At 45.7% G+C, this 25,188-nt stretch carries 23 protein-coding genes; all 23 read right to left on the reverse strand.

The genetic code is table 11. The features are described 5' to 3' along the window. Window positions 1-21 precede the first annotated feature (21 nt). The gene (nusA, locus tag MHB54_RS02430) at window positions 22-1,119 is read right to left on the reverse strand and encodes a transcription termination factor NusA (protein ID WP_013309927.1); all 1,098 of its coding nucleotides are present in this window, start codon (window positions 1,117-1,119) and stop codon (window positions 22-24) included. Between the two features lie 100 nt (window positions 1,120-1,219). Next, entirely contained in the window at window positions 1,220-1,681 is a 462-nt protein-coding gene (gene rimP, locus MHB54_RS02435) for a ribosome maturation factor RimP (RefSeq protein WP_013309926.1), read from the reverse strand. 312 nt (window positions 1,682-1,993) lie between these two features. Beyond that, a complete protein-coding gene (locus MHB54_RS02440) occupies window positions 1,994-6,310 on the reverse strand; it encodes a PolC-type DNA polymerase III (protein WP_068940658.1) in 4,317 nt (1,438 codons plus the stop codon). 202 nt (window positions 6,311-6,512) lie between these two features. Continuing rightward, window positions 6,513-7,961 (reverse strand): proline--tRNA ligase, encoded by a 1,449-nt coding sequence (gene proS, locus MHB54_RS02445; protein WP_013309924.1) that lies wholly within the window; start codon window positions 7,959-7,961, stop codon window positions 6,513-6,515. Between the two features lie 51 nt (window positions 7,962-8,012). Beyond that, window positions 8,013-9,284, reverse strand: a complete 1,272-nt coding sequence (gene rseP, locus MHB54_RS02450) for an RIP metalloprotease RseP (protein ID WP_264453880.1) — start codon at window positions 9,282-9,284, stop codon at window positions 8,013-8,015. Between the two features lie 107 nt (window positions 9,285-9,391). Beyond that, entirely contained in the window at window positions 9,392-10,531 is a 1,140-nt protein-coding gene (locus MHB54_RS02455) for a 1-deoxy-D-xylulose-5-phosphate reductoisomerase (protein WP_023988212.1), read from the reverse strand. A gap of 145 nt (window positions 10,532-10,676) precedes the next feature. Next, window positions 10,677-11,468, reverse strand: a complete 792-nt coding sequence (locus MHB54_RS02460; RefSeq protein ID WP_023988211.1) for a phosphatidate cytidylyltransferase — start codon at window positions 11,466-11,468, stop codon at window positions 10,677-10,679. Between the two features lie 17 nt (window positions 11,469-11,485). Next, window positions 11,486-12,253, reverse strand: a complete 768-nt coding sequence (locus tag MHB54_RS02465; RefSeq protein ID WP_023988210.1) for an isoprenyl transferase — start codon at window positions 12,251-12,253, stop codon at window positions 11,486-11,488. An 84-nt stretch (window positions 12,254-12,337) separates the two neighbouring features. After that, on the reverse strand, window positions 12,338-12,892 hold the full coding sequence (gene frr / locus MHB54_RS02470) for a ribosome recycling factor (protein WP_023988209.1): 555 nt from the start codon (window positions 12,890-12,892) through the stop codon (window positions 12,338-12,340). After that, window positions 12,892-13,620, reverse strand: coding sequence for a UMP kinase (gene pyrH / locus MHB54_RS02475; RefSeq protein WP_013309918.1), 729 nt, complete (start codon window positions 13,618-13,620; stop codon window positions 12,892-12,894). The genes frr and pyrH overlap by 1 nt, the downstream gene beginning before the upstream one ends. 121 nt (window positions 13,621-13,741) lie before the next feature. Then, window positions 13,742-14,392, reverse strand: coding sequence for a translation elongation factor Ts (gene tsf / locus MHB54_RS02480; RefSeq protein ID WP_013309917.1), 651 nt, complete (start codon window positions 14,390-14,392; stop codon window positions 13,742-13,744). A gap of 131 nt (window positions 14,393-14,523) precedes the next feature. Continuing rightward, window positions 14,524-15,222: a 30S ribosomal protein S2 gene (gene rpsB / locus MHB54_RS02485; RefSeq protein ID WP_013309916.1), complete on the reverse strand. Its 699-nt coding sequence runs from the start codon at window positions 15,220-15,222 to the stop codon at window positions 14,524-14,526. A 253-nt stretch (window positions 15,223-15,475) separates the two neighbouring features. Next, window positions 15,476-16,123, reverse strand: a complete 648-nt coding sequence (locus tag MHB54_RS02490) for an endolytic transglycosylase MltG (RefSeq protein WP_209941773.1) — start codon at window positions 16,121-16,123, stop codon at window positions 15,476-15,478. Further along, the gene (locus MHB54_RS02495) at window positions 16,120-16,752 is read right to left on the reverse strand and encodes a hypothetical protein (RefSeq protein WP_209941764.1); all 633 of its coding nucleotides are present in this window, start codon (window positions 16,750-16,752) and stop codon (window positions 16,120-16,122) included. The genes MHB54_RS02490 and MHB54_RS02495 overlap by 4 nt, the downstream gene beginning before the upstream one ends. Window positions 16,753-16,793: 41 nt before the next feature. Continuing rightward, window positions 16,794-17,114, reverse strand: coding sequence for a hypothetical protein (locus MHB54_RS02500; RefSeq protein ID WP_023988206.1), 321 nt, complete (start codon window positions 17,112-17,114; stop codon window positions 16,794-16,796). A gap of 81 nt (window positions 17,115-17,195) precedes the next feature. Then, complete coding sequence (locus tag MHB54_RS02505) at window positions 17,196-18,605, reverse strand: DUF342 domain-containing protein (RefSeq protein ID WP_023988205.1); 1,410 nt, start codon at window positions 18,603-18,605, stop codon at window positions 17,196-17,198. A 44-nt stretch (window positions 18,606-18,649) separates the two neighbouring features. Beyond that, window positions 18,650-19,438: a FliA/WhiG family RNA polymerase sigma factor gene (locus MHB54_RS02510; RefSeq protein WP_013309911.1), complete on the reverse strand. Its 789-nt coding sequence runs from the start codon at window positions 19,436-19,438 to the stop codon at window positions 18,650-18,652. Between the two features lie 14 nt (window positions 19,439-19,452). Then, window positions 19,453-19,866 (reverse strand): hypothetical protein, encoded by a 414-nt coding sequence (locus tag MHB54_RS02515; RefSeq protein WP_013309910.1) that lies wholly within the window; start codon window positions 19,864-19,866, stop codon window positions 19,453-19,455. Between the two features lie 2 nt (window positions 19,867-19,868). Further along, a complete protein-coding gene (locus tag MHB54_RS02520; protein WP_010346358.1) occupies window positions 19,869-20,366 on the reverse strand; it encodes a chemotaxis protein CheD in 498 nt (165 codons plus the stop codon). Further along, window positions 20,359-20,985 (reverse strand): chemotaxis protein CheC, encoded by a 627-nt coding sequence (locus MHB54_RS02525; protein WP_023988204.1) that lies wholly within the window; start codon window positions 20,983-20,985, stop codon window positions 20,359-20,361. Before MHB54_RS02525 ends, MHB54_RS02520 begins: the two co-directional genes overlap by 8 nt. A gap of 3 nt (window positions 20,986-20,988) precedes the next feature. Beyond that, window positions 20,989-21,450, reverse strand: coding sequence for a chemotaxis protein CheW (locus MHB54_RS02530; RefSeq protein ID WP_007430046.1), 462 nt, complete (start codon window positions 21,448-21,450; stop codon window positions 20,989-20,991). Between the two features lie 62 nt (window positions 21,451-21,512). Beyond that, window positions 21,513-23,609 carry a chemotaxis protein CheA gene (locus tag MHB54_RS02535; protein ID WP_023988203.1) on the reverse strand — a complete coding sequence of 699 codons (2,097 nt, stop codon included), beginning with the start codon at window positions 23,607-23,609 and terminating at the stop codon, window positions 21,513-21,515. 33 nt (window positions 23,610-23,642) lie between these two features. Next, complete coding sequence (locus MHB54_RS02540) at window positions 23,643-25,187, reverse strand: chemotaxis protein CheB (protein ID WP_264454843.1); 1,545 nt, start codon at window positions 25,185-25,187, stop codon at window positions 23,643-23,645. Window position 25,188 lies beyond the last annotated feature (1 nt).

Here is a 25,188-nt window from a genome sequence, read left to right on the forward strand (position 1 = left end):
ATTAACCCCCCTACACTCCGCTTAATCTACAGAAACGGAATCCTGATGCATTTCATCGGTGGATGTTCTCGGTCTGCCGAGTTCTTCCTCCGCCTGTGTTTCACTCTTAATATCAATTTTCCAGCCCGTAAGCTTAGCAGCAAGGCGAGCATTTTGCCCTTTGATACCAATAGCAAGAGAAAGCTGATAATCAGGCACAATAACACGCGCCATTTTCTCTTCTTCAAATACTTGCACTTCGAGCACCTTGGATGGACTCAGCGCATTAGCCACGTATTCATCAACATTATCCGAATAACGTACAATGTCAATTTTTTCGCCACGCAGCTCATTTACAATGGTCTGTACACGTGTACCTCTAGGACCCACACAAGAGCCGACCGGATCAACCTCGGCGTTACGGGAATGAACCGCGATTTTAGAACGGAAGCCTGCTTCACGCGCTACGGAACGAATCTCTACAACACCATCAAAAATTTCAGGCACTTCGAGTTCGAACAAACGCTTAAGCAGACCCGGATGTGATCGGGACAGCATAATTTGCGGTCCTTTGGTTGTGTTTTCTACCTTGGTGATATAAGCCTTAATTCGATCCAGATGGCTAAATTTCTCATTAGGCATCAATTCACCTAACGGGAGAACCGCTTCCACCTTACCAAGATCAATATAAATATTACGTGGGTCTTGGCGCTGTACAGTTCCTGTTACAATATCCTCTTCCTTGTCCACAAACTTGTTGTAGATCAGTCCCCGTTCCGCTTCGCGGATACGCTGGGTCACGACCTGCTTCGCAGTTTGTGCAGCAATCCGTCCAAAATCACGTGGTGTGACTTCAATTTCAGCGATATCTTCCAACTGAAAATGCGGGTTAATCTCACGGGCCGCAGGCAACGAAATCTCGGTGCGAGGATCCAATACCTCCTCAACGATCAGCTTGCGGGCATATACCTTAATGACTCCCGAGTTGCGGTTCATATCAACACGCACGTTTTGTGCGGTGTTGAAATTCCGTTTGTAACTGGAAATCAAGGCTGCTTCAATGGCCTCAAACAGCACATCCTTGCTGATCCCCTTTTCTCTTTCCAACTCGTTCATTGCTTCAATAAAATCCATACTCATGGATTACTGCTCCCCCTTTCAAATGATGCACCTGCGTACTGGTCGGCACACGAGGCAAAAAACATGTAGTACATGTCAAACAGCAACAGTCAAATCTGAATTAAAATATGATCGCGAGCCTTGCACCAGCTACCTTGTCATAAGGTATAACATGCTTCTTTTGTCCGCTTTGAACGGTGAGTTCCCCATCTTCAAAAGAAAGCAAACGACCTTCGAATTCCTTCAGGCCGTTGATCGGCTCGTATGTAGTAACGAATACGTTTTTGCCTACCGCTTTAGTAACGTCCTCCGCTTTTTTTAGCGGTCTTTCGGCGCCTGGTGAAGACACTTCCAGAAAATATGCTGTAGAAACAGGGTCATTTTCATCCAACTTTTGACCCAGATATTCACTGATCATACTGCAGTCGTCCAGATCAATTCCTCCGTCTTTGTCCACAAAAACGCGAAGAAACCAATTGCTGCCCTCTTTGACATACTCGACATCGACCAGTTCAAAACCATGCTCATCGAGGTAAGGTTGGGCCATTTCTTCTACTACTGATTTGATCTTTGGTGTGCTCAAAGATTATAACCTCCAAAAGTGAACTTTCCTGTGGTGAAAAAAAGACGCCCTATTACCATGGACAATGCTTCTCCATCACCGGCATTTTCATTTTCATTTGATGTAATGTTCATTTCGGGCTCACTGCAAATAAACCGGCGTACCGGTTTCGTGCCCAAAAATAACCTTTTCACGTTGTAACTGTATATCAAACAGTAAAGAGTGGGTTTCCCCACTCTTTTAGCAACGGTTTTATCTCCATGATTACCAAAAAAATTATAACATAACCATAGTTATGTGACAAGTGCCAGAGCTTGACTACTGTAGTTCGGATTAAAACAGAGACAGCTGATTACTCTCTGGCAAACCTCGAAAGCATCCCAACTGGGATAGCATTTCGACAATGGTTTTACTTGCCTTCGATTTTTGTTGAAAATCCTCGACAGACAAAAATTCACCCTGTTCACGGGAGGCTGCGATGTTACGTGCTGCATTGTCTCCAATTCCCTGAAGAGCTCCGAATGGCGGAATGAGTGAATCTCCATCGACCTTGAAGCGTGTAGCTTCGGAACGGTACAAATCAATGGATTTAAAACTAAACCCGCGAGCCGTCATTTCCAGAGCCATTTCTAGGATCGGAAGCATCCCTTTTTCTTTGGGCGGTGCCTGAAAGCCAAGCTGCTCGATTTCGACAATCTTCCGCGCGATTGCATCATATCCCTGACAGCACAGCTCAATATCAAAATCAGCTGCACGTACTGAAAAGTAAGTCGCATAATATTCAATCGGATGATACAGCTTAAAGTACGCTGTGCGCACTGCTGAAATAACATAGGCTGCAGCATGCGCCTTCGGAAACATGTACTGGATTTTCAGACAGGAATCAATGTACCACTGTGGCACCTTGCATTTTTTCATTTCCTCAATCCATTCGGCACTAAGCCCCTTACCTTTACGTACGCTCTCCGTAATTTTAAAGGCCAGACCTGCGTCCATCCCTGCCTTGTAAATCAGAAACAGCATAATATCGTCACGGCAACCAATTACAGTCTTGATGTTGCAGGTATTATTCTTAATCAGTTCCTGTGCATTCCCCAGCCATACGCCCGTGCCGTGAGACAGTCCGGATATTTGCAGTAAATCAGCAAAAGAACTTGGCTGCGACTCTACTAGCATTTGGCGTACAAACTTCGTCCCCATCTCTGGTACACCATAGGTTGCTACAGGCGTGCGGATTTGCTGGGGGGTTACACCGAGCGCCTCCGTGGAGTTGAACATGCTCATCACTTTAGGATCATTCATTGGAATGGTCGTAGGATCGACACCGGTCAAATCCTGAAGCATTCTCATCATAGTCGGATCATCATGACCCAGAATATCGAGTTTGAGTAAATTCGCATCAAAAGCGTGATAATCAAAATGCGTTGTTTTCCATTCCGAGCTTGTATCATCGGCGGGATACTGTACCGGCGTAATATCCTCGACCTCAATATAATCGGGAACAACGACAATTCCGCCTGGATGTTGCCCTGTACTGCGTTTGACCCCTGTACAGCCCGAAGCCAGCCTGTTCAGCTCAGCCCCACGCCATTTTTTATGATGCGCCTCTTCATATTTCTTTGCAAAGCCAAAGGCAGTTTTTTCGGCAACTGTACCTATGGTTCCAGCACGGAATACACTTTTCTCACCAAACAGTACTTTCGTATAGTTATGTGCGACAGGCTGATATTCGCCAGAGAAGTTCAAGTCAATATCGGGAACTTTATCTCCCTTAAACCCAAGAAACGTTTCAAACGGAATATCCTGTCCCTCACCCTTCAATTTGCCACCACAGTTCGGACAGTTTTTGTCTGGCAAGTCAAATCCGCTCGGCACACTACCGTCCAAAATCCATTCGCTATGTCTGCATTCAGGATTACCACAAATATAATGTGCAGGCAGTGGATTAACCTCGGAAATTCCGAGAAAGGTAGCGACCACAGAAGATCCAACAGAACCCCGTGAACCTACCAGATATCCATCCTTATTAGACTTTTTAACCAGACGCTCGGAAATGAGATAATTGGCAGAGAAACCGTATTTAATAATCGGCTCCAGTTCTTTTTCAAGGCGGGCTACAACCACCTCGGGCAATTCCTCACCATAGATGGATTTAGCCGTCTCGTAGCAAGTGTTGCGGATTTCCTCGTCCGCCCCATCCAGCAAAGGTGTAAACAGCTTGTCAGGGAACAGCTCCAGCTCCTCAAACCGATCCGCCAGCTCAATGGTATTCTTCACAACGACTTCATAGGCTTTCTCCTCGCCCAAAAACTCGAATTCTGCCAGCATTTCGTCTGTGGTGCGTAAATGCGCATCTGGCTTACGAATATCTTTTAGCGGGCTAAATCCCGTAATGCCGTGTATCGTAATATCACGGTACAGCTTATCGCGAGTTTCCAAATAGTGAACATTACCTGTGGCAATTACGGGCTTATCAAGTCGCCGTCCAATTTCGCATACTTTGCGTATCGCCGTTTTCAGAGCATCAGGCCCACTTACCAATTGCTTTTCCACTAGATGCATATACATTGTCAAAGGCTGAATCTCCAACACATCATAAAACTGTGCAATTTCCTCGGCCTCTTCCTCGGACTTGTTCAACACAGCCTCGAAGAACTCTCCTTTTTCGCAGCCAGAAATAATAAGCAATCCGTCTCTCATTTCTGACAATTTTGATTTAGGAATACAAGGCACACGCTTGAAATATTCGGTATGAGACATCGAAACCAGCTTGTACAGATTTTTTTTACCAATCGGGTTGAGGGCATAAATACAGCAGTGAAAAGGACGAACGGTAGATAAATCCTTACCCACATAATCATTCAGACGATCGAGCATTTTTAAACCCTTAATTTGTTCCGCATCATTCAGCAAGCCATTCAGCACTTCAGTCAGTGCGACTGTATCGTCAATGGCCCGGTGATGGCTTTCGAGCGCCACTTTATATTTGGTCGTCAGCGTATTCAGACGGTGGTTTTTCATCGTTGGAAACAGTAAACGAGCCAGTTCGAGCGTATCCAGTACCGGATTGGTCATTTCAGGCAAACCCATATTTCGAAGGGTGGCCTGGATAAAGCCGACATCAAATCGCGCATTATGGGCAACCAATACAGCATCGCCAGCAAAAGCTACAAACTCCTTCATAACAGGTTCTACATCCGGCGCATCCTTGACCATTTCATCGTTAATATTGGTCAGTTGCTGGATATTGTAGGGTATACGCTCATGCGGATTGACAAAGGTAGCATAACGATCAACTTCTTTGCCATCATGCATTTTTACAGCCGCAATCTCAATAATTTTATTCTGTGTAACCGATAAACCGGTGGTTTCAATATCAAAAACGACATAAGTCGCTGTTTTCAAATTTAATGGTTGTGCCTGCATTACAACCTCAACGGCATCATTAACCACGTTGGCCTCAATACCGTAGATCATTTTAATTCCGTTTTTCTTTGCTGCTTTTGCTGCATCAGGATAGCATTGCACACCACCGTGATCGGTGACGGCAATCGCTTTGTGCCCCCATTTGGCGGCTGTTTTGACGTATTGATCAATCGAGGCGACAGCATCCATTGCACTCATCTTTGTGTGTAGATGGAACTCAACCCGTTTTTCCTCTGCCTTATCCTTACGTGTGGGTGGAGCCTGTACTTCAACTAGATCGGAAGGAATCATAACCAGCTCGGGAATTTGCATAAAACGATCATATTCAACTCGCCCCCGCACTTTGACCCATTTCCCGTTAGCCAACAAACTGAGGATCTTCAGATCTTCTTTAGTTTTAGCAAACATTTTCATTTGCAGGGAATCACTAAAGTCGGTCAAATAATACGTAAACAACGTACTGCCATTGCGCAATTCTTTACTATCCAAACCGAAGATTGTCCCTTGTAAGGTGACTTTCTTTTCTTCGTCCTGAATATCTTGCATCGGAACAGCCGGTTCTTTGATGTCATAACCAAATTGAAGCCGTACGTCTCCTTCTTCTTCGTCCAAAGGCGGCATTTCGGATTCCATACTTTCCATCATCTGCTGAATAACTTCGCGTTCTTCCTGCATCTTCTTCTCTTGGAATTGCTGTAATGCCTCCTGGTTACTTTCACCCACCTGGACTTTAATGCGCATAGAGAGCCCGAAATATTTATTGTAAAATTTGATGATAGCTTGATCTATCTGCTTTTTACGCGCCAGTTCCAATGACATACTGTCGCTCATCGTTAGCAATAATAGACCGTCTTCCCACTCATGCACAGCCCGATTCAACCAACCGTTAACAGAAGGAATCTCACGATGTACCCACTCTAGAAAAAGTTTCCAGTATTCACTAATGATATCACCCGGCTGAATCTGCTCACTATACTGAAAACGGAACGTAATTTTTGCGATGTGACTCATTTTTTCCTGTACTTGAATACAGAACGTACGATACACCTGAGCGGGGACCAGTGTCTCCTTGGCAATAGTGATATTCCAATCCTTATTGGTACGGCTAATCTCCACTTGATCAATCCAACCGTCCAAAAAATAAGGTTCAACCACTCCCGTCGGCATCACAACCTGCTTCATCAGCAGTTCCAGCCGCTTTCTCTTTTCTTCAGCTCCGCCCATGGCTCTCCCCCCAATTTCAAATCTACCATTCTGAAAACATGAAAAGCTTCTGCGTCAAAAACATCTCCGACCGCAAAAGCTTTTCGTAACCCTCTTTAATCCTCCTCACAACGACATAGATCCTTCGGAACATTGTCCGGTAACAGCTACCCTGTCGGCGAAGAGAATGAAGTGAGTATAGTGGTATTGCCCTACTTCTATATTAGTACGCCCGTGCGAACACTACTGTATGCTTGGCAGGTTTGCCACAGCACAAACATGTGGACTTTTGCTCGGTTGTTTTAAACGGTATATTACGGCTTGTAGCACCTGTCACTTCTTTAACTTTGTCTTCACATTCTTCAGATCCGCACCAACCTGCCAAAGTAAAACCGCGTTTTTCCTCCATGAGAGTCTTCATTTCGTCCAACGTATCGACAGAATAGAAATTTTCTTCCATGAAATTTTTCGCACGATCAAACATCTCCTGCTGTACCTGTGCGAGCATCGCGTGTACTTCCTCAACCAGATTATCCTGCTGCACGATTTTTTTCTCACCGCTGATACGGGATACGAGCACACAGACGCCGTTTTCCATATCACGAGGCCCGATTTCCATACGAACCGGCACACCGCGCATTTCATATTCATTAAATTTCCAGCCTGGGCTTACATCACTGCGGTCGTCCATTTTAACACGCACTCCCGCTTGTTTCAACTCAGCAAATAGTTCATCTGCACGAGCGATAACCGCATCACGCTTCTTAGGTGGTCCAATTGGAACCATAATAACCTGCGTAGGCGCAACTTTAGGAGGCAATGCCAGACCACGGTCATCTCCATGGACCATAATCAGTGCGCCGATCAAACGTGTACTTGTTCCCCATGAAGTCGTATGCGCGAATTCCAGATTGTTTTCACGACTCAAATATTTAATATCAAATGCAACGGCAAAATTAGTCCCCATGTAGTGGGAAGTCCCAGCTTGTACCGCCCGTCCATCCTTCATCATCGCTTCTAGTGAAAATGTATCCTTCGCACCTGCAAACTTTTCAGAAGGTGTTTTCTGTCCAGTAATAACCGGAATAGCTAGAACTTCCTCAATAACCTCACGGTATACTTCCAGCATTTTCATCGTTTCTTCACGTGCTTCTTCTTCTGTTTCATGGGCCGTGTGACCTTCTTGCCACAAAAATTCACTTGTACGCAAGAAAGGCAACGTGCGTTTTTCCCAACGCACTACGTTAGCCCATTGGTTAATAAGCACCGGCAGATCACGATAGGATTGAATCCATTTGGAGTACATATGACCTATCATGGTTTCCGAAGTCGGACGTATTGCAAGACGCTCTTCCAGCTTTTCTCCACCAGCCTCGGTTACCCAAGGTAGTTCAGGATTAAACCCTTCGACATGCTCTTTTTCCTTTTGAAAAAAGCTTTCGGGAATGAACATTGGAAAATAGGCATTACGGTGGCCTGTTTCTCTGAAGCGCACGTCCATGGCTTCCTTGATATGCTCCCAAATTTCAAAACCATCGGGTCGGAATACAATACATCCGCGAACAGGGGAATAATCCATCAGTTCTGCTTTTTTAATAACATCAATATACCATCGGGAAAAATCTTCGCTCTGCGGCGTAATTTCCTCGACAAACTGTTTATCATTCGACATAGAAATGCATGTCCTCCCATACTGACCGTTTTTATATAGGTCCGTCTCTAATTAACCATTAATTAAGCGTAAAATATCGTTATACGTGACCGCAATCATAAGCAGGAATAGCATAGCAAAACCAACGAAATGGACCATTCCTTCCCTGCTCGGATCAACGGGACGTCCTCTTACAGCCTCCACACCAAGGAAAACAAGTCTGCTTCCATCCAGCGCCGGAATAGGCAATAAATTAAATATCCCCAGATAAAGACTCATTATAGCAGTCCAATACGTCAACTGCTCAATCCCCTGCTTGGCAATTTGCCCCGTCACTTCAAAAGTACGTACCGGGCCTCCCAGGTCGTTGATAGAAAAACGTTGAATGAGCTGGCTAAATCCTTGGAAAATAATATCGGTCGTTCTGACCATGGATTGTCCGGCAAATTTGAACGTTTCACCCACACCTGCTTGGCGTTTTGGAAGTTCAGGCACAATGCCCACCTTGCCACCCTTTTGTCCTTCCATTGCACGAGGTGTAATAGTAAGATCAAAGGTCTTATTATCACGGCGAATCGTCCACTTCATCGGCTTGTCTTGAGAATCCGCAATCAGTTTGATCATGTTTTCAACATTTGCACCAATGGCTATTCCATTCACCGATTCAATGATATCTCCCTTATGCAAATCAGCTTCAGCAGCGGGCATACCTGCTGTAATTTCACTAATTTGGACATAAGTCGGGTTGTCCACTTGTATGCCGACCATCTGAATATGAAGACCAAACAGAATAAAGGCAAGTATAAAATTCATCAGTGGTCCAGCAAAAATAGCCATCGCACGCTGTCCTACTGTTTTACTCCCATACTGCCGATCCTTTGGTGCAATCTGAATGGATTGTCCTTTGGTTACCATCATCGCTTGCGGGTGTACAGTGTATTGCTGATCTTCGCCATCTACATCCAATTTTAAAGTTAACGACTGTTCCAGATCAATATCCAACACTTCGCCGCGTACCACATTCTTGCGATTATCCAGTTGATCTAGATAGATGGTTTTAACGACGTCATCCGTTACGCGTACAGCAATCGTTTGTCCGGTCTCAATTTCATTGATCTCCGGATCCTCTCCCGCCATGCGGGCAAAGCCACCGAACGGCAACAAACGCAGCGTAAATCGCGTCTCGTTTCTTTTATAAGAAAACAGTTTCGGACCGAAACCGATCGCAAACTCCCGTACCAGAATCCCGGCGCGCTTGGCAAAATAATAATGCCCCCATTCATGCACTGTCACTATGACGAAAAACATGAGCACCGTCATCAACACTATTTGAATCGTTTCCAATCGTTTCCGTTCCCCTTTCAATGAGATCGAGTTTGTCTTCCTAGATTATCATTATTCTCCAATCCCGCACAAGAGAATCACATTTCGTTTCTTAACCCAGCATTAGCCTACAACCCCGCAGCTATGCTACGAGTCTCTCCGTCACAGGCTTCAATCGCAGAAAGATCAGGATTAGCCACATTGACATGCCGCTCCAGCACACGTTCAATAATAGCTTCAATATGCAGAAAAGAAATTTCTCCACGCAGGAAACGGGCAACAGCAATCTCATTAGCTGCATTAAAGGCGGTCGGTGCTGTACCACCCATTTTACCACATTCGAAGGCAAGCCTTAAACAAGGAAAACGATTATAATCCATTTCCTTAAAATGGAGTCTACCCACTTCAGCCAGTGACAACGGCTTCGCCGGGGACTTCATACGCTCAGGGTAAGTCAACGCATATTGAATGGGTACTCTCATGTCCGGATTCCCAAGTTGAGCAACAATGCTTGTATCCTGAAACTCAACATAGGAATGAATAATGCTTTCCGGATGAAGCAACACATGAATCTGCTCATAATCAAGTCCGAATAGCCAATGCGCCTCAATGACTTCCAGCCCCTTGTTTACCATCGTTGCTGAATCAATCGTAATTTTGGCCCCCATTGACCAATTGGGATGCTTGAGTGCATCTTCCACTGTAACTTCAAGCAACTGTTCTCTTGTCAAATCTCGAAAAGAACCCCCTGATGCTGTGAGGGTAATATGTGCCACATCTTTCATACGCTCACCATTCAAGCATTGGAAAATAGCTGAATGCTCACTGTCAATCGGCAGCAACGGCACTCCTTTCGCCCGAGCCCGCGCTGTGACCAGATGACCAGCAGTAACCAGTGTTTCCTTATTGGCCAAACCGATCTGTTTTCCAGCCTCAATCGCGGCCAGCGTGGAGTGCAATCCGACACTGCCCATTACAGCCGTCACAACCATATCCGCCTCTGTGTTCGCAGCAAGCTCAACGAGTCCTTCATTTCCCCAATACAGTTCCATTCCAGAAGGCAGTAAAGGACGAATTTCATCCGCCAACTGCCGAGTACCCACAGACACTTTTTTGGGTTTATAGAGATGCGCCTGCTCAGCAAGTAACTTTATATTAGAACCACCTGCTAAAGCCTCAACAGTAAACTGATCCGGGTGCATGGACACTACATCCAGCGTTTGAGTTCCAATAGATCCGGTTGAACCAAGTACCGTAATTCTTTTCATGATGCACCTTCCTATCCTGAAAATCACTTTTAGCCAGGAGCTCATTGTTTGTTATTCAGGCAGCTATGCTACTGGTTCCATCCTTTTAGTAGCGCAGAGTGACAGCATAGAGATTAAGCCTGAGCATAAACTGTAATCAACAGACTCATGGAAGCAGCATCAGCATATGTACAAATGGAAAAACGACAATCCAGCTGTCGCAGCGGTCTAGTATACCACCGTGCCCTGGCAGCAGATTACCGGAATCTTTAATGCCGTACACTCGTTTGTATGCAGATTGTACCAAATCGCCCAGTTGTCCCACAACTGCACATGACAAACCGATGCCGATGGCTTTGCCCCATGGCAGCAGTCCACCTGACAATCCAGCGAATACTAGAGCTATAACCAACGCTAAAACAATGCCGCCAATGGATCCTTCGACCGTTTTGTTTGGACTAATCGCAGGCCATAGTTTTGTCTTCCCTGCCATTTTGCCTACAAAATATGCCCCTGCATCACTTGCCCAAATACAAGCCAACAATAAAAAAGTCCATAACAGTCCATGTTCCATATGACGTGATTCCGCTATATACGAAAATCCAAACCCTATATAAACGGTACCAAGGAATAGTATAGCTACCGTTTGAATTGGGATTTTATTTTTCGTTCCTACCGTGATGATCATAAAAGCTATCATTACCAGCCAAAGCATACTGGCAATGGGTAAGGGTGAGTGCAAACCAAAAGGTTCATATGGAAATACAAAAGCTAATATGCTTACGTATCCGAGTATTGCTGTACCTCCAAAAGGAGATACCTGCGTCATTCGTGCGAACTCATAAAATCCGATTAGGGCCATCGCCAATATAAGCAAATGGTAGGCCAAGCCGCCCCACAGGACCATCGCCAAAAAGAATATGCCTGCCAGAATACCGGTAATTAATCTCTGTCTCAACGGCTTTCATCCTCCATTTACTTCAGTCCGCCATACCGCCGTGTTCTTTGCTGATATTCGATCACTGCTTCGTATAAGTGTTCTTTCTTAAACTCAGGCCAATAAATATCAGTAAACCACAACTCACTGTAGGCAAGCTGCCAGAGCATAAAATTACTAAGTCTAAGCTCACCGCTTGTTCGAATCAGTAAATCAGGGTCTGGCATACCACTAGAAAGCAACGTATTACCGATCAGCTCAGATGTTATATCTTCTGTTTTAAGCTTCCCATCCGCAATTTGACGCCCTAATGTTTGCATGCATTCTGTGATTTCCAACCGACTTCCATAATTTAATGCGAAATTAAGAACAAGTCCGGTATTATTTTCAGTTCGTCGAGTCGCTTCAGTCAGCGCCTCAACGGTATGGGAAGGTAAATGTTCCTTGTTTCCCATCATACGCACTTGCACATTTTTTTCAATCAGCTCATCTAGCTCAATAGCCAGAAATTCCTGCGGTAAGCGCATTAGAAAATCAACTTCGTCCTTTGGACGCGTCCAATTTTCAGTTGAAAATGCAAACAAAGTCAAATACTTAATACCCAGTTCATCCGCCGCAATTGCTGTGCGTTTCACTGCCTTCATTCCATTTTGGTGCCCTACAATCCGCGGCATTCCAATCCGTTTGGCCCATCTGCCGTTCCCATCCATGATGACAGCAACATGCTGCGGAATATTGTCTTTTGAAATGGCCGGTGTTTGCTGTTTTTGTTCCCCGTTCCACCAAGACCGAACCCGTTTGATCATTCCAGTTCCTCCAGCATTCTCTGAAAATGTGCCTCAGGCTTGAAAAGAGACAAACCCCACCGTAAGGGAGGGGCTGCCAATCTTTTAAACTTCCATAATTTCTTTTTCTTTTGCAGCTAAAACTTTATCCACTTCAGCAATAAATTTATCAGTTGTTTTCTGGATATCTTCCTGATATTTACGAGATTCGTCCTCGGAAATATCACTTTTCTCCATTTTTTTGATGTCATCATTTGCATCACGACGAATGTTACGAATAGCGACCTTCGCTTCTTCACCGTTCTTTTTCGTCAACTTCACCAAGTCAGTTCTGCGCTCCTCCGTCAAAGCAGGAATGCTCAGACGAATGGTGTTGCCATCATTCGAAGGTGTCAAACCTAAATCGGATTTTTGTATAGCGCGCTCGATATCGGCCAAGGAAGATTTGTCCCAAGGCTGAATCATCAAGGTCCGGCTGTCAGGTGTATTGACATTCGCCAGCTGGTTGACTGGAGTCATTGCACCATAATACTCTACCTGCACACGGTCCAGTAAAGCTGGTGTCGCCCGTCCTGCACGCAAAGATGCAAGATCACGTTGCAATGCTTGGATTGCTTTTTGCATGCGCTCCTCAGCACTCTTTTTCACAGATTGTGGCATTAATTTACACTCCCTTTGACGATCGTACCAATTTTCTCACCCAGCACGACACGTTTAATGTTACCTTGCTCTGTAATAGCAAAGACAATCAACGGAATATTGTTATCCATGCACAACGAGGAAGCAGTAGAATCCATGACACCGAGATTTTTGTTGAGCACATCCAAATACGTAAGCTGCTCATATTTCTCAGCTGTGCTATCTTTAAACGGATCAGCAGAATATACGCCATCCACTTTATTTTTAGCCATCAGAATCACTTCCGCTTCAATCTCAGCGGCACGCAGTGCAGCTGTAGTATCAGTCGAGAAGAACGGATTACCTGTACCTGCTGCAAAAATTACAACCCGACCTTTTTCCAAATGACGGATAGCTCTACGGCGGATGTATGGTTCTGCAATCTGTTGCATCGCAATGGATGTTTGTACACGCGTAGGTACTTCAATCTGTTCCAAAGCATCCTGTAAGGCCAGTGAGTTCATCACTGTTGCCAGCATACCCATGTAATCTGCCGTGGCCCGGTCAATTCCGTTGGCACTTCCAGCAATACCACGCCAGATGTTACCGCCACCACACACGATAGCAACTTCTACTCCCAGTTCCACCACATCTTTGACTTGTTCAGCAATGGACGCAATCGTATCCGCATCAATACCGTAACCGTTAGGGCCTGACAGCGATTCACCACTAACTTTCAGGACAACACGCTTAAACACAGGTTTTTCCAAATGATCACCCTCCAATATCATTTATACTTTATGTAACAGGATAGGTGTCCTGTTGCAAGAAAAGGAACACTGATGTGTTCCATTTCCGTTTTTTTCATATGCAATTACCGTTCGTTGGTAATTATTGTTTCACTTGAGACATAACTTCTTCGTAGAAGTTGTCTTCTTTTTTCTCCAGACCTTCACCCAGTTCAAAACGAACAAAGCGACGCAGGGAGATGTTTTCGCCAATTGTACTGATTTTTTCGTTGATAAGCGTGGAGATTGTTTTGTCCGGATCTTTGATGAAAGATTGCTCCAGCAAACAGAACTCTTCATAGAACTTACCAATGCGGCCTTCAACCATTTTCTCAACGATTTTCTCTGGTTTACCTTCGTTCAGAGCTTGTGCTTTCAGGATTTCTTTTTCTTTTTCGATTTCTTCCTGTGGCACTTCTTCACGACGAACATAACGAGGGTTCGATGCAGCGATATGCATTGCAATGTCGCGTACAAAATCTCTGAACTGGTCTGTTTTAGCTACGAAGTCTGTTTCGCAGTTTACTTCTACCAGTACGCCGATACGGCCGCCAGCATGAATGTAGGATTCAACAACACCTTCAGTAGCAATACGACCTGCTTTGTTGGCTGCAGCTGCAAGTCCTTTTTCGCGCAGAACTTCAACCGCTTTTGTCAAATCACCGTTTGCTTCTTCAAGCGCTTTTTTACAATCCAGCATTCCTGCGCCTGTTTTTTCACGAAGCTCTTTTACTGCGCTAGCATTAACTGCCATATTATTTCCCTCCAAATTTGATTTTCAGTGGTATACCGTGCTTTATTCCTTAAAAAAAGGGTAGTGAGAGGTTATACACCTGCCAACCACCCTTTTCATTTAATTCATATAGGTATTTCCTAATGGAAATATTATGCTGTAGTTTCTTCGCCTTGGTTTGCTTCCATAACTGCATCAGCCATTTTACCTGTCAGCAATTTAACAGCGCGGATTGCGTCGTCATTACCTGGGATAACATAGTCGATTTCGTCTGGATCGCAGTTTGTATCAACGATACCAACGATTGGGATACCCAATTTGCGAGCTTCAGCAACCGCGATACGTTCTTTGCGTGGATCAATGATGAACAGAGCACTCGGAAGGCCCTTCATGTTTTTGATACCGCCCAAGAATTTTTCAAGACGATCTTTTTCTTTGCGAAGAATGATAACTTCTTTTTTAGGAAGAACTGCAAATGTACCGTCTTCTTCCCAAGCTTCCAGTTGTTTCAAACGGTCAATACGTTTTTGAATCGTTTGGAAGTTAGTCAGCGTACCACCCAACCAACGTTGGTTAATGTAGAATTGACCAGCGCGTGCTGCTTCTTCTTTAACGGAATCTTGTGCTTGTTTCTTCGTGCCTACGAACAGAATTGTACCATTCTCAGCTGCAATGCTTTTTACGAAGTTGTAAGCTTCCTCAACCTTTTTCACTGTCTTTTGCAAGTCAATGATGTAAATACCGTTTCTTTCAGTGAAGATATAACGATCCATTTTCGGGTTCCAGCGACGTGTTTGGTGACCAAAGTGAACCCCAGCTTCCAAAAGCTGTTTCATGGAGATTACTGCCATCTTCACGCACCTCCTAAGTTTGGTTTTTTGTGTGTCCTCCGCCGACATCATTTTTCATAAAGACTTTCCATTGGAAAGCACCCTCTATAAAATTAACCGACGTGCGTTTTTAACACCGTCAATTAATATACCATAACACTTGCATCGTTGCAACCAACTTTTCGACAATAGTTGGAACAACGCAAAATGTGACGTTTTACGCCTCTTATCGAACTTGTCAGCATGAATAAAAGCCGTCCACTTCCCGGTCTGGTCAGTTGGACGGCTTTTTCGTAATTTTAGTAATAATAGAACTGAAATCCTCACCTTTAGCAAACTGATAGGTACCCGTACGAATTTTGGTATTGATTTTTTCGGCCTTAGCTGCTGCCTCAAATGCACTAGCATCAGATACGACCCCTGCCCGTTGCAATCCTGATGCCACACTTCTCAAATTGCTTCCCGATGCAATGCTATACTGCACTTGTGGGGTGGCAGGCTGCTTGGGGATATTGGGAGTCGGTGTAGTGCCGGATCTTTGAGTTTGCGGCTTATTCGGACTTTGTGGAACCGATGTGCTAGTCGAAGGTTTAGACGCAGTCGAGGATGTGCTGTTTGCAGGTGCCTTTGGTGTTGCCGGCGTTTGAGCTGGTTTAGCCTTTTGGGGTGCAACCGGAGTTTTATTACCTTCCTTGATCACCTTATTACGCCATTCCTCTTCTGTCATTTTCGGATCAGAGCTGTCACTGATCTGAAGATTTAATTCGGCTGCTGCCTTTTCTAACTGCTCTCGCGTCATGTTTTTCGGGTCTGTGGAAGATTGCTGTGATTGTCCCTGACCGATCATTGCCAATTGCAACAGCAATGCCCCCGTTATCAGACCAGTACCCATGCCTAGCATAAATGAACGGTTTTTGATCACGTTACATCCTCCCGCTCCGCGAGTTGCAATATGAGCTGTACTTCACCCCGTTGAATGCCTGATTGCTTGGCTATATAGTCCACTGACTTGCCTTGCTCATGCAGCGCAAACAACTCTTGATAACGATCACGGATGGACTCTGCTTCCTGCTCAGTTTCAGGGTCTTGTAATACCGTCTGCTCCTCCATAGTTATGAGGGGAGCTTCTGAACCAGAGTAGCCTTCCTGCACAGACATTCCAGGTTGCGGACTTTGAAATTGACCGTATGCAACCGCTGCCTGATGAGAAGTAGCTGTATGTTGTATTTCCTTAGATACAGGCTCGGTTTGCATAGAGACAGTCGCAAACATAGCCTGGTGCTCAAGCTCCACGATACGGCGCCGAAGCTCAGCTACTTGCTCCTGTAATGCCGCCTGTTTAACTGTATGCTCCTGCTTCATACCCGAAACGAGCTCAATCAACTCGTCATTATCGTTTTCAATATCGGCCATATATTGCTCCAATGTGGCCTCGACCTTTTGGACGACGGCCTCTTCTGTTCCCCGGCTTGGCTGACGCTTAGGCAGAAGCCAGGCGTAGACAACAGCTGCGGCGCCCAGCAGAACAATATAAATCCATGGTTGATCCACTGCCCATCGTCTCCTTTAATAACGCTTCTCCACCTGTCGGATCAGAGCGAAAAATCAATATGGTGTCCCTTGAACGGATGCTCTGCCGGATGCTCCTTAGGTAGCTCAGACTCATCTGAGCGGGAGCGGCTCTGCTGGGAAGAATCTCTGCTCTGCCCTCCTGTTTGCCGCTCACCGACGAATGTTTCCGCAGACTGGTCTACGGCACTGCTTCGCTGACGCATGTTTTCCGTCTCCAACGCGGCCTTTTGTCCAAGCAATGCTTGATCATTCATCGGCCGCTGCTGGGACTCACTTTGGTATTTTCCTGCTTCGCTGGTGCGAGGTACGGCAATTTGCAATTCAACAGCCTTCAAGCTCATTGGACCACACCCTTTCCGATTGGGCATCCGTTCTGTCTTCCAAGGAATACAAAGTTTAATGTTGTTTTTCAGTGTGCCGAATTACACGTAGGAGGACATGCTGATGTCTCCTTCGTGATAATAAAACGCCATTCTTTCCACTGAATCTTTAATAAATTTTGTATATCTGCCGATAACTATTTTAGAGCCACCGTAAATCACATTTTTCACTTCTACCCGTGCGCGGCTTGTATCCTCTAATGTTCGTTCAATTTCAAGCATTCTGGACTTGGTTTCCAAAAGCTCCTGTTCATTAGACTTTTTAGTAGATGTCAGCTTGATTCGCATAGCCATTCTTTCAGGTGCAAGCTGTCCGGCGGCGGCAAGCTGATCCAATATGGTAAGAGCCTTATTCGTTTTATCCTGACTGTCTGTCTGCTGCTTCAAACGTGCGCGGAGTTCTGTCAGTTCATCGCGCAGTTCGGGAAGCACACCAACTTCGATAACAGTAGCTGTGGACATCGTATTACCGATGGTACGAGCCACTACCTTTTTACCAGCTTGTACACTGCCACCTACGATAAGCCCTTTGGTCCCCTCACAGAGTACATTTACACTCGCTTTAATCTGGGAATGCATGATGCTCTGGGATACAAGTATATCGCCTCCGGCAATCACGTTACCATCTTGTATGAATGAGCATTTGACATTTTGTGCAGCTTTCACGAACCCCTTATGGTATCCGATAATACCGCCACTGATTTCCACTGAACCTTCCGCCTCAATTTCAGCGCCTTCCACACCACCGATGACACGAATGTCGCCAGCCGCCCGAACACGAAAACCAGTCAAGACATTCCCACGAATGACGACGGTTCCAACAAAATCAATGTTACCGACACTATAATCGACGTCCCCGTTCACTTCATATACAGGGAATACATTAAGTTTGCCCTTTTCAGTCGTAGTCACCAGTCCGTCAATAGCCGCATACATCGCAACACCTTCTGGATGGATCACTACATTTTTTCCGACTTTAAAACGCGCCTCTTTACCTGGAAGAAAAGGAATTTCCTCTCCGGTTACAGCAATCCCCGGTACACCCGGCACAGGATCAACCCGTTCGGCAATCAGTTGACCACGTTTTACATTTCTTAAACGAGTTAATTCTTTATAATCCACCCGTCCATCCACGGTTTCAAGCGGCTTATGTGCATCTTCGCCAGTCACAATATCAGCCAGATTAATTTTTCCGTCTGTGCCATGGATCGGCTGCTTTCCCTGAGCAATCAGTAATTTTCCGAAGAAATGATCTTCCGGACTTGCCGCAAATACACGAATTGCATCGGTCATTAAACCGTAGGATATTTTTTGGTTGCTTAGAAAACGCTCTAATTCTTCCACAGAACAGGCAAAGCCTTCTTCACGTTTGGCAAACTCCAAGTAGGCGGTTTGTTTGTCAGGTGAGACAACCACTTTTAAAAACTGGTCCAAAGCATATTGCTTCTCCACAAGGGTGCTCCTTCCGTCTAACTGTTACTGTAACCTCCCGTACGTTAATCTTTACGCATTAGCAAATCCCGTTGTTTGTCCAATGTCGCTCTCAGACGTAATATTGCTTTGGAATGCAACTGTGAAATTCGCGATGGAGATAGCGACATGACCTCAGCGATTTCACTGAGTGACAAATCCTCGTAATACAATAAAGAAACAACGATACGTTCTTTTTCAGTCAATTTATCAATGCCTTGTGCAAGGGCATCACGAAGTGTAAATTCATTGACCTTATGATCCGGATTTTTCGCCTTCTCGTCCACCAAAAGGGAAAGCCGTGTTTCCGATTCCTCTTCGCGGATCGGGTCCTCCAGTGAGACAATCGACATAACGGCGACCTCCTGGATCATATTTTGAAACTCTTTCTCAGAAACGTCCAAATAATGACTCATCTCTTCGTCGCTTACCGTGCGTAGATATCTTTGTTCCAAATGCTGGTAGGCATCCTCGATTTTTTTCGCTTTTTCCCTAACTGAACGAGGAACCCAATCCCCTTGACGAAGACCATCCAAAATCGCTCCACGAACACGCCAAGAAGCATAGGTCTCAAACTGCAAGCCACGCTCATAGTCAAATTTCTCTAAAGCGTCAATCAAACCCATAACGCCATTACTCGCCAGGTCATCCTTGGATACATTTTTAGGCAATCCTACTGCAAGACGGCCTGACACATATTCCACAATATGGAGATACTTTTCAATTAACTGTTTTTTTGCTTCCTTGTCACCGTGTTCTTTCCATTGTTCCCATAGTTCGGAATGGTTTAAATGAGCGGCTTTTCGCTCGTTCATCGGCTTCACCCTCCTTATTTGTCTGTCAGGTGACGAACGGCCTTGGCCAATTCTTCAGGGTCCTTGTTGGAAACCAGCTTAGGTGGGTTTAAAGGTGCGAAACCATTATTCCCCTCGTCCGTCTGCTCTGGTTTCGGTTTCAGCAATTCATTCAGGTCTTCATTTTCGTCTGGTGTCGTCAGGTCCAGGTTACCCCCTACGCCATCTACCTGAGAGCTTGCCCGGCTTTGGGCATTCCCCAGATCTGGCCGCGCCACAACACCTAGTGTCCAGCGCAGCACAAATGCAAGTAGGAACCAAAAAACGAAGGCGATCAAGCCACGAATTAAGCTCGTGGTCAGCAGATTGCTGCCAACGGACAACACAAAAGTCAGAATAAATCCGACTACTCCAGACCAAAGATTAATGCGTAAGCTGCCAAATAACATGTTTATAATTCCTTTACACCTTTTTGTACGCTTCGAATATTCAAAACGCCAGTTTCAGAGTCCAACTCAATCGTTCGTCCATAATTGCCACCTGTGTCCTCCGCAATCAAAGGAATGCCGAGATCTACGAGCATTTCCTTGCATGATTCTACATTACGTGGACCAATCCGCATGGTGTCTCCACTACCAGCAAAGGCGAACATCTGCGCTCCCCCTGCCATTTTGGCAATCAGTCTGCGTCGTTCAGCACCCAATTTCAGCATCCGCTCAAATAACTCGGGCAGCGCCGTATCGGCGTATTTAGCAATATTCAGTTGCCCTTCACGTGCAATATCCGAGGATGGTAGCATCACATGTGCCATACCTGCCAATTTCAAATGAGGATCGTAGAGAGTCAATCCGACGCAGGAGCCAAGTCCTGTCGTGCGAATCGAGTTCGGGTTACTGGTAACATTTAAGTCAGCCATACCGACTTTAATGATGCTTTTATCCTCAATCATCGTTCATCGGGACTCCTAACGACCTAAAGATTTTCCCGAACGATTCTGGATCAGGAATCAGGAAAAATTGACCCTCTATCTGATTCTGCCCTTCCAGAAACGATGTGTCAATCAATAATGCAGCATCCCCCATCTGCCCAAACTGCAGCAGTCCATAGCTGAGAATTGCTCCTGCCATGTCCAACGCCAGCGCAGGGACTGTTGGATACATAGATAAACGCGTAAAGTCTGCCAGCGAAGACAGGTATGAGCCCGCTAAAATGTTTCCGATCTCCGACAGGGCTGAGTGCTCCATTTCGTTAAAACTGTCCTCGTCATCTGAAGGAATATTCGCCAAACGGGAAAGTAAGCTTTTTGCCGCCTGAGGCTGCAATATGAAGAATAGATTCCCGGGGGCTTCCCCTTCTACCCTAAAAAATATTGCAACAACAAGTTGCTCATAGCCGCCGACTTTCTCGGCAATTTCCTCAAAGGGCAGCATTTGTACTTTGGGGACACCCATATCGACCGGTTTATTGAGAAGCCGGGAGAGCGCTGTAGCAGCGTTCCCCGAGCCAATGTTGCCGACTTCTTTCAACACATCCAACTTGAAGTCTTCAAGATTTCCGAGATTTTCCATATGTTAATCCTCTAAGCCTTCCAGTTGGTTCATCTCGCTACGATTCAGGACTTCGGACAAGTTCAGCATAATCAACAAGCGCTCTTCACCAATTTTAGCAACTCCGCGAAGGTATTTAGCCTTAACTCCGCCAATCACTTCCGGTGGTGTCTCGATATTGTCAGTATTCAGGTCAATAACGTCATTCGCTGAGTCAACGATAAAGCCGACTTGCATTTCACCCACTGCAACGATAATGATGCGAGTTTGATCGGTATATTCAGCTTCAGGCAATCCAAATCGGCCACGAAGATCAATAACCGGAATGACTACGCCTCTCATGTTGAATACGCCTTTAACAAAATCGTAGGTTCTTGGAACCCGTGTAATCGGCACCATGCGTTCAATAGATTGGACTTTTTCTACTTCAACACCGTATTCCTCTTCACCAAGCTTAAATACGATAACTTTAATTTCTTCTCCCATGTCTAAAAACCCTCCTTATTGATGTCAGCAACTTCACATTTCTTTCATTTCTGATGAAGACATTATTTAATGAAAACATTCGGGTCAATGATCAAAGCAACCTGACCGTCACCCAGAATCGTGGCGCCTGAAATTCCTTGGATGTTTGGAAGGTATTTGCCCAGATTTTTAAGGACAATTTCACTTTGCCCCAAAAAGTCCTGTACGGAAAGAGCTGCCAGACGGTCTCCCTTGCGGATGACCACGACCTCTGTCTCTTCTTCTTCATCTTCATTGAAGTCCGGTACCTCAAACAGCTGACTCAAGGAGATGAGCGGGATATGAGAATCGCGGAAAGCAATCATTTTATTGCCATGTACAGAACGAATTTGTGTCCGTTTGACGATCGCAGTTTCCACAATGGAGGACAATGGAATCGCATATTTTTCAGAACCGATCTGTATCATCATGGCTGCAATAATGGATAGGGTCAGCGGCAATTGCACAGAGAAATTAGTGCCTTGGCCCAGTGTAGAGTGAACCGTAACATTGCCACCCAAAGCGGTGATTTTGGATTTAACAACGTCCAAACCGACACCGCGTCCTGATACGTCTGAAATGACTGCAGCTGTGCTAAAGCCCGGAGCAAACAATACCTGATAGGCTTCCTCGTCGGTCATGACCGCTGCCTGCTCTGCCGTCAAAATCCCTTTAGAAATAGCACTGTTTAGTACCTTATCGCGATTAATACCATTTCCGTCATCTTCAATCTCGATGAATACGTTATTTCCGCTATGGAAAGCACGCAAGTTAACCGTTCCTGTCTCAGGTTTACCAGCTGCTATCCGATCGGCTACCGACTCAATGCCATGATCCACGGAGTTACGAAGCAAATGCACCAGAGGATCGCCAATTTCGTCGATAACAGTGCGGTCCATTTCAGTCTCTGCTCCAGTAATAACCAAATCAAGTTTTTTATCCAGCGATTTGGCCAGATCGCGCACCATACGCGGAAAACGATTGAAAACAGTATCTACTGGTACCATCCGCAATTTAAGAACGACGTTTTGCAAATCGCTGCTCACACGACTCATGTGCTCTACGGTTTCTGTCAGTGCTGGATTGGAAGCTTCACTTGCCAACTGCTCTAACCGCACACGGTCAATAAGCAACTCGCTAAATAAGTTCATAAGTACATCCAGACGTTCAATATCTACACGAATCGTACGGTTATGCGTAGGCGCAGCTGCCTTAGCTGCTGGCGCCTTACCTGCAGCTGGCTTAGCCACAGAGGCCGCAGCTGGAGACTGCGGCTGGGAAGGAGCAGGTGGTTGCACGGCAACAGGAGCTTCCTGTACTGCAGCAGTCTCAGCCAGTCCAGCAGTAACTTCGCTCATTTGTTTAAGCGATTCCTGATCTAGTTGTACCACTGAGACAGTCTCAATTTCAGAGATACCCGCGATTTCCTTTTCCAGCTCCCCAACTTCTTTCTGCGTTATGTAATATAACGAGAAGCTTTGCTCGAATTTCTCCTGCTCAATATCCTGTACCGACGGATAGGCCTTGACGATTTCACCAGAGTTTTCCAGCGTATTGAACACCATAAAAGCACGTGCCGCCTTCAACTGGCTCTCTGAGCTGATTGTTACCTGTATATAGTGAACACGATGTCCTTCAGAAATAGATTGCTCCAGTACAGAATACTGGAACTGATCCAAGACAAGCCCAGCACTATCGTTTTTGTCCACTTTTTTAGATGGAGACTCCTCAGTGGCAGCATTTGCGCCAGACTTTTGGAAATCCCCGCTCACGATGGATTGTAGTGAAGATACAATAGAGGAGACATCCGCTTTTCCGTCGCCTCCCTCTGTAATGTGCTGCACCATGGACTCCAAAGCATCCAATCCTTTAAATAAGGTATCGAATATAAATTCATGCATCGCCAGCTTGTTGTTACGTACCAGATCAAGAACGTTTTCCATTTGGTGAGTGAGCGATGCTAGGTCTTCAAACCCCATCGTAGCAGCCATTCCCTTGAGGGTATGGGCAGAACGGAAAATCACCTGAACGATGCCTAGATCGGTTGGATTGCTTTCCAGTTGAAGCATTTTTTCGTTAAGAGATTGCAGATGATCATTCGACTCATCAATAAACATGTTTAAATATTGGTTCATGTCCATTGTGAGACACCTCCTCCATGAGTTACACTCCGATTATTTCACAACTTGTACAAGCTTGGGGGCGATCTCCTGCATTGGCAGAAGGTGACGCACACATTTTAACTCTACTGCTGAGCGGGGCATTCCGTACACTACACAAGTTTCCTCATTTTCAGCAAATGTGGATTGCACCCCAGCATCATAAAGCTTTTTCATCATTTTGGCCCCGTCGCTCCCCATTCCAGTGAGCAATACTAGATGCCGCTCCAACGAGGTTAACGAGAGCAACGATTCAAACATCGTATCTACGGAAGGACGGTGACCATTGCGAGCTTCCTCCATCTTCAGTGACACAGTGTATTTACCACCGGCTCCTGGCACAATTCTTAGTTGATATCCCCCTGGGGCAATGTAGGCCGTTCCAGTCTCCAGCGTCATTCCCTGCTCAGCCTCCACAACTCGGAGTGGACTTAACGTGTTTAAGCGTTGTGCCAGCGAACGAGTGAAGTTTGGCGGCATATGCTGAACGATAACGATTGGAGCAGGAAAATCACCAGGAATGCGTTCCAACAGCGTCTTGAGCGCCCGCGGACCGCCCGTAGAACATCCCACCGCCACCAGTTTGCGAAAGCTGGACGTGTGCACACCTTTTTTAAGAGAAAATCCCTTAGGTGTGGCAGTAACTGTAGGTGCCGTTACTGGAGGCGTAGCAGCCGCAGGAGTAGGCGTAGCTGATGAAATCACCGTCTTACGGGGCTCCGGCTTAACCAGCCCTGCTTTATCCTTACCATGCAGCGATTTGCCAGCGGCCGCATTAGAACTGTTTAGTTGCCCTGGTGTTCGTCCCATCCCCTTGGACAAGTCTTCCTTCTTCTGAACAGTAGGTGCTTGGACTGACTTGCTTGGCTGAGCAGCTGGCTGTTCTATGCGCCCCGCTGTAACAGATGTTCCAGACTGTTGTCGTTTAGTTTCCTGCTTGGCTGTTGCCGGGGCGGACTTGCCCGCATCACGCTTCGGCTGAGCTGATACAGCAGGTGAAGGAGCAAGCGGAACAACAGGAGGCTTGTCTGTCGAAGCTTGACTGCCTGTTCGTTTCTCAGTCACAGCCTGTCCTGGAGGCTTTTCCTGTGGCGTTTTTTCCGCTTGTTCCAATGCAGCTTTGCGCTCATTAGCTTCCTTGCGTTCCAGGCGGCTCCGCACTGCTTGCATAGCAGTGTGCATCTGTTCCAGCAGCGCCTTGCTCACTTGCTCAATATCTTGCGCATGAGCAATGGAAGGCTTTCTTATAAAATCGAAAGCTCCTGCCTCCAGAGCCATGATGGTCTCCTTCATACCTTGTTCATTAATGCCTGACAGCATAATAACAGGTAGCGGATGGGCTGCCATAATCAATGGTAATGCTTCAAGACCATTCATTTCAGGCATCTCGACATCCATGGTGACCAAATCGGGCTGCAATTCCTTCACTTTCTCTACAGCCTCTTTGCCATTGGCGGCTGTACCTACGATGTTGAACGACTCATCCCTTACAATTAAATCTGTAATAATTTTGCGCATAAAGGCCGAATCATCTACAACCAGCACCTGGTAAGCACACATG

Origin of the sequence: Paenibacillus sp. FSL M7-0802, assembly GCF_038004945.1 — a bacterium.
GTDB classification, from domain to species: domain Bacteria; phylum Bacillota; class Bacilli; order Paenibacillales; family Paenibacillaceae; genus Paenibacillus; species Paenibacillus polymyxa_B.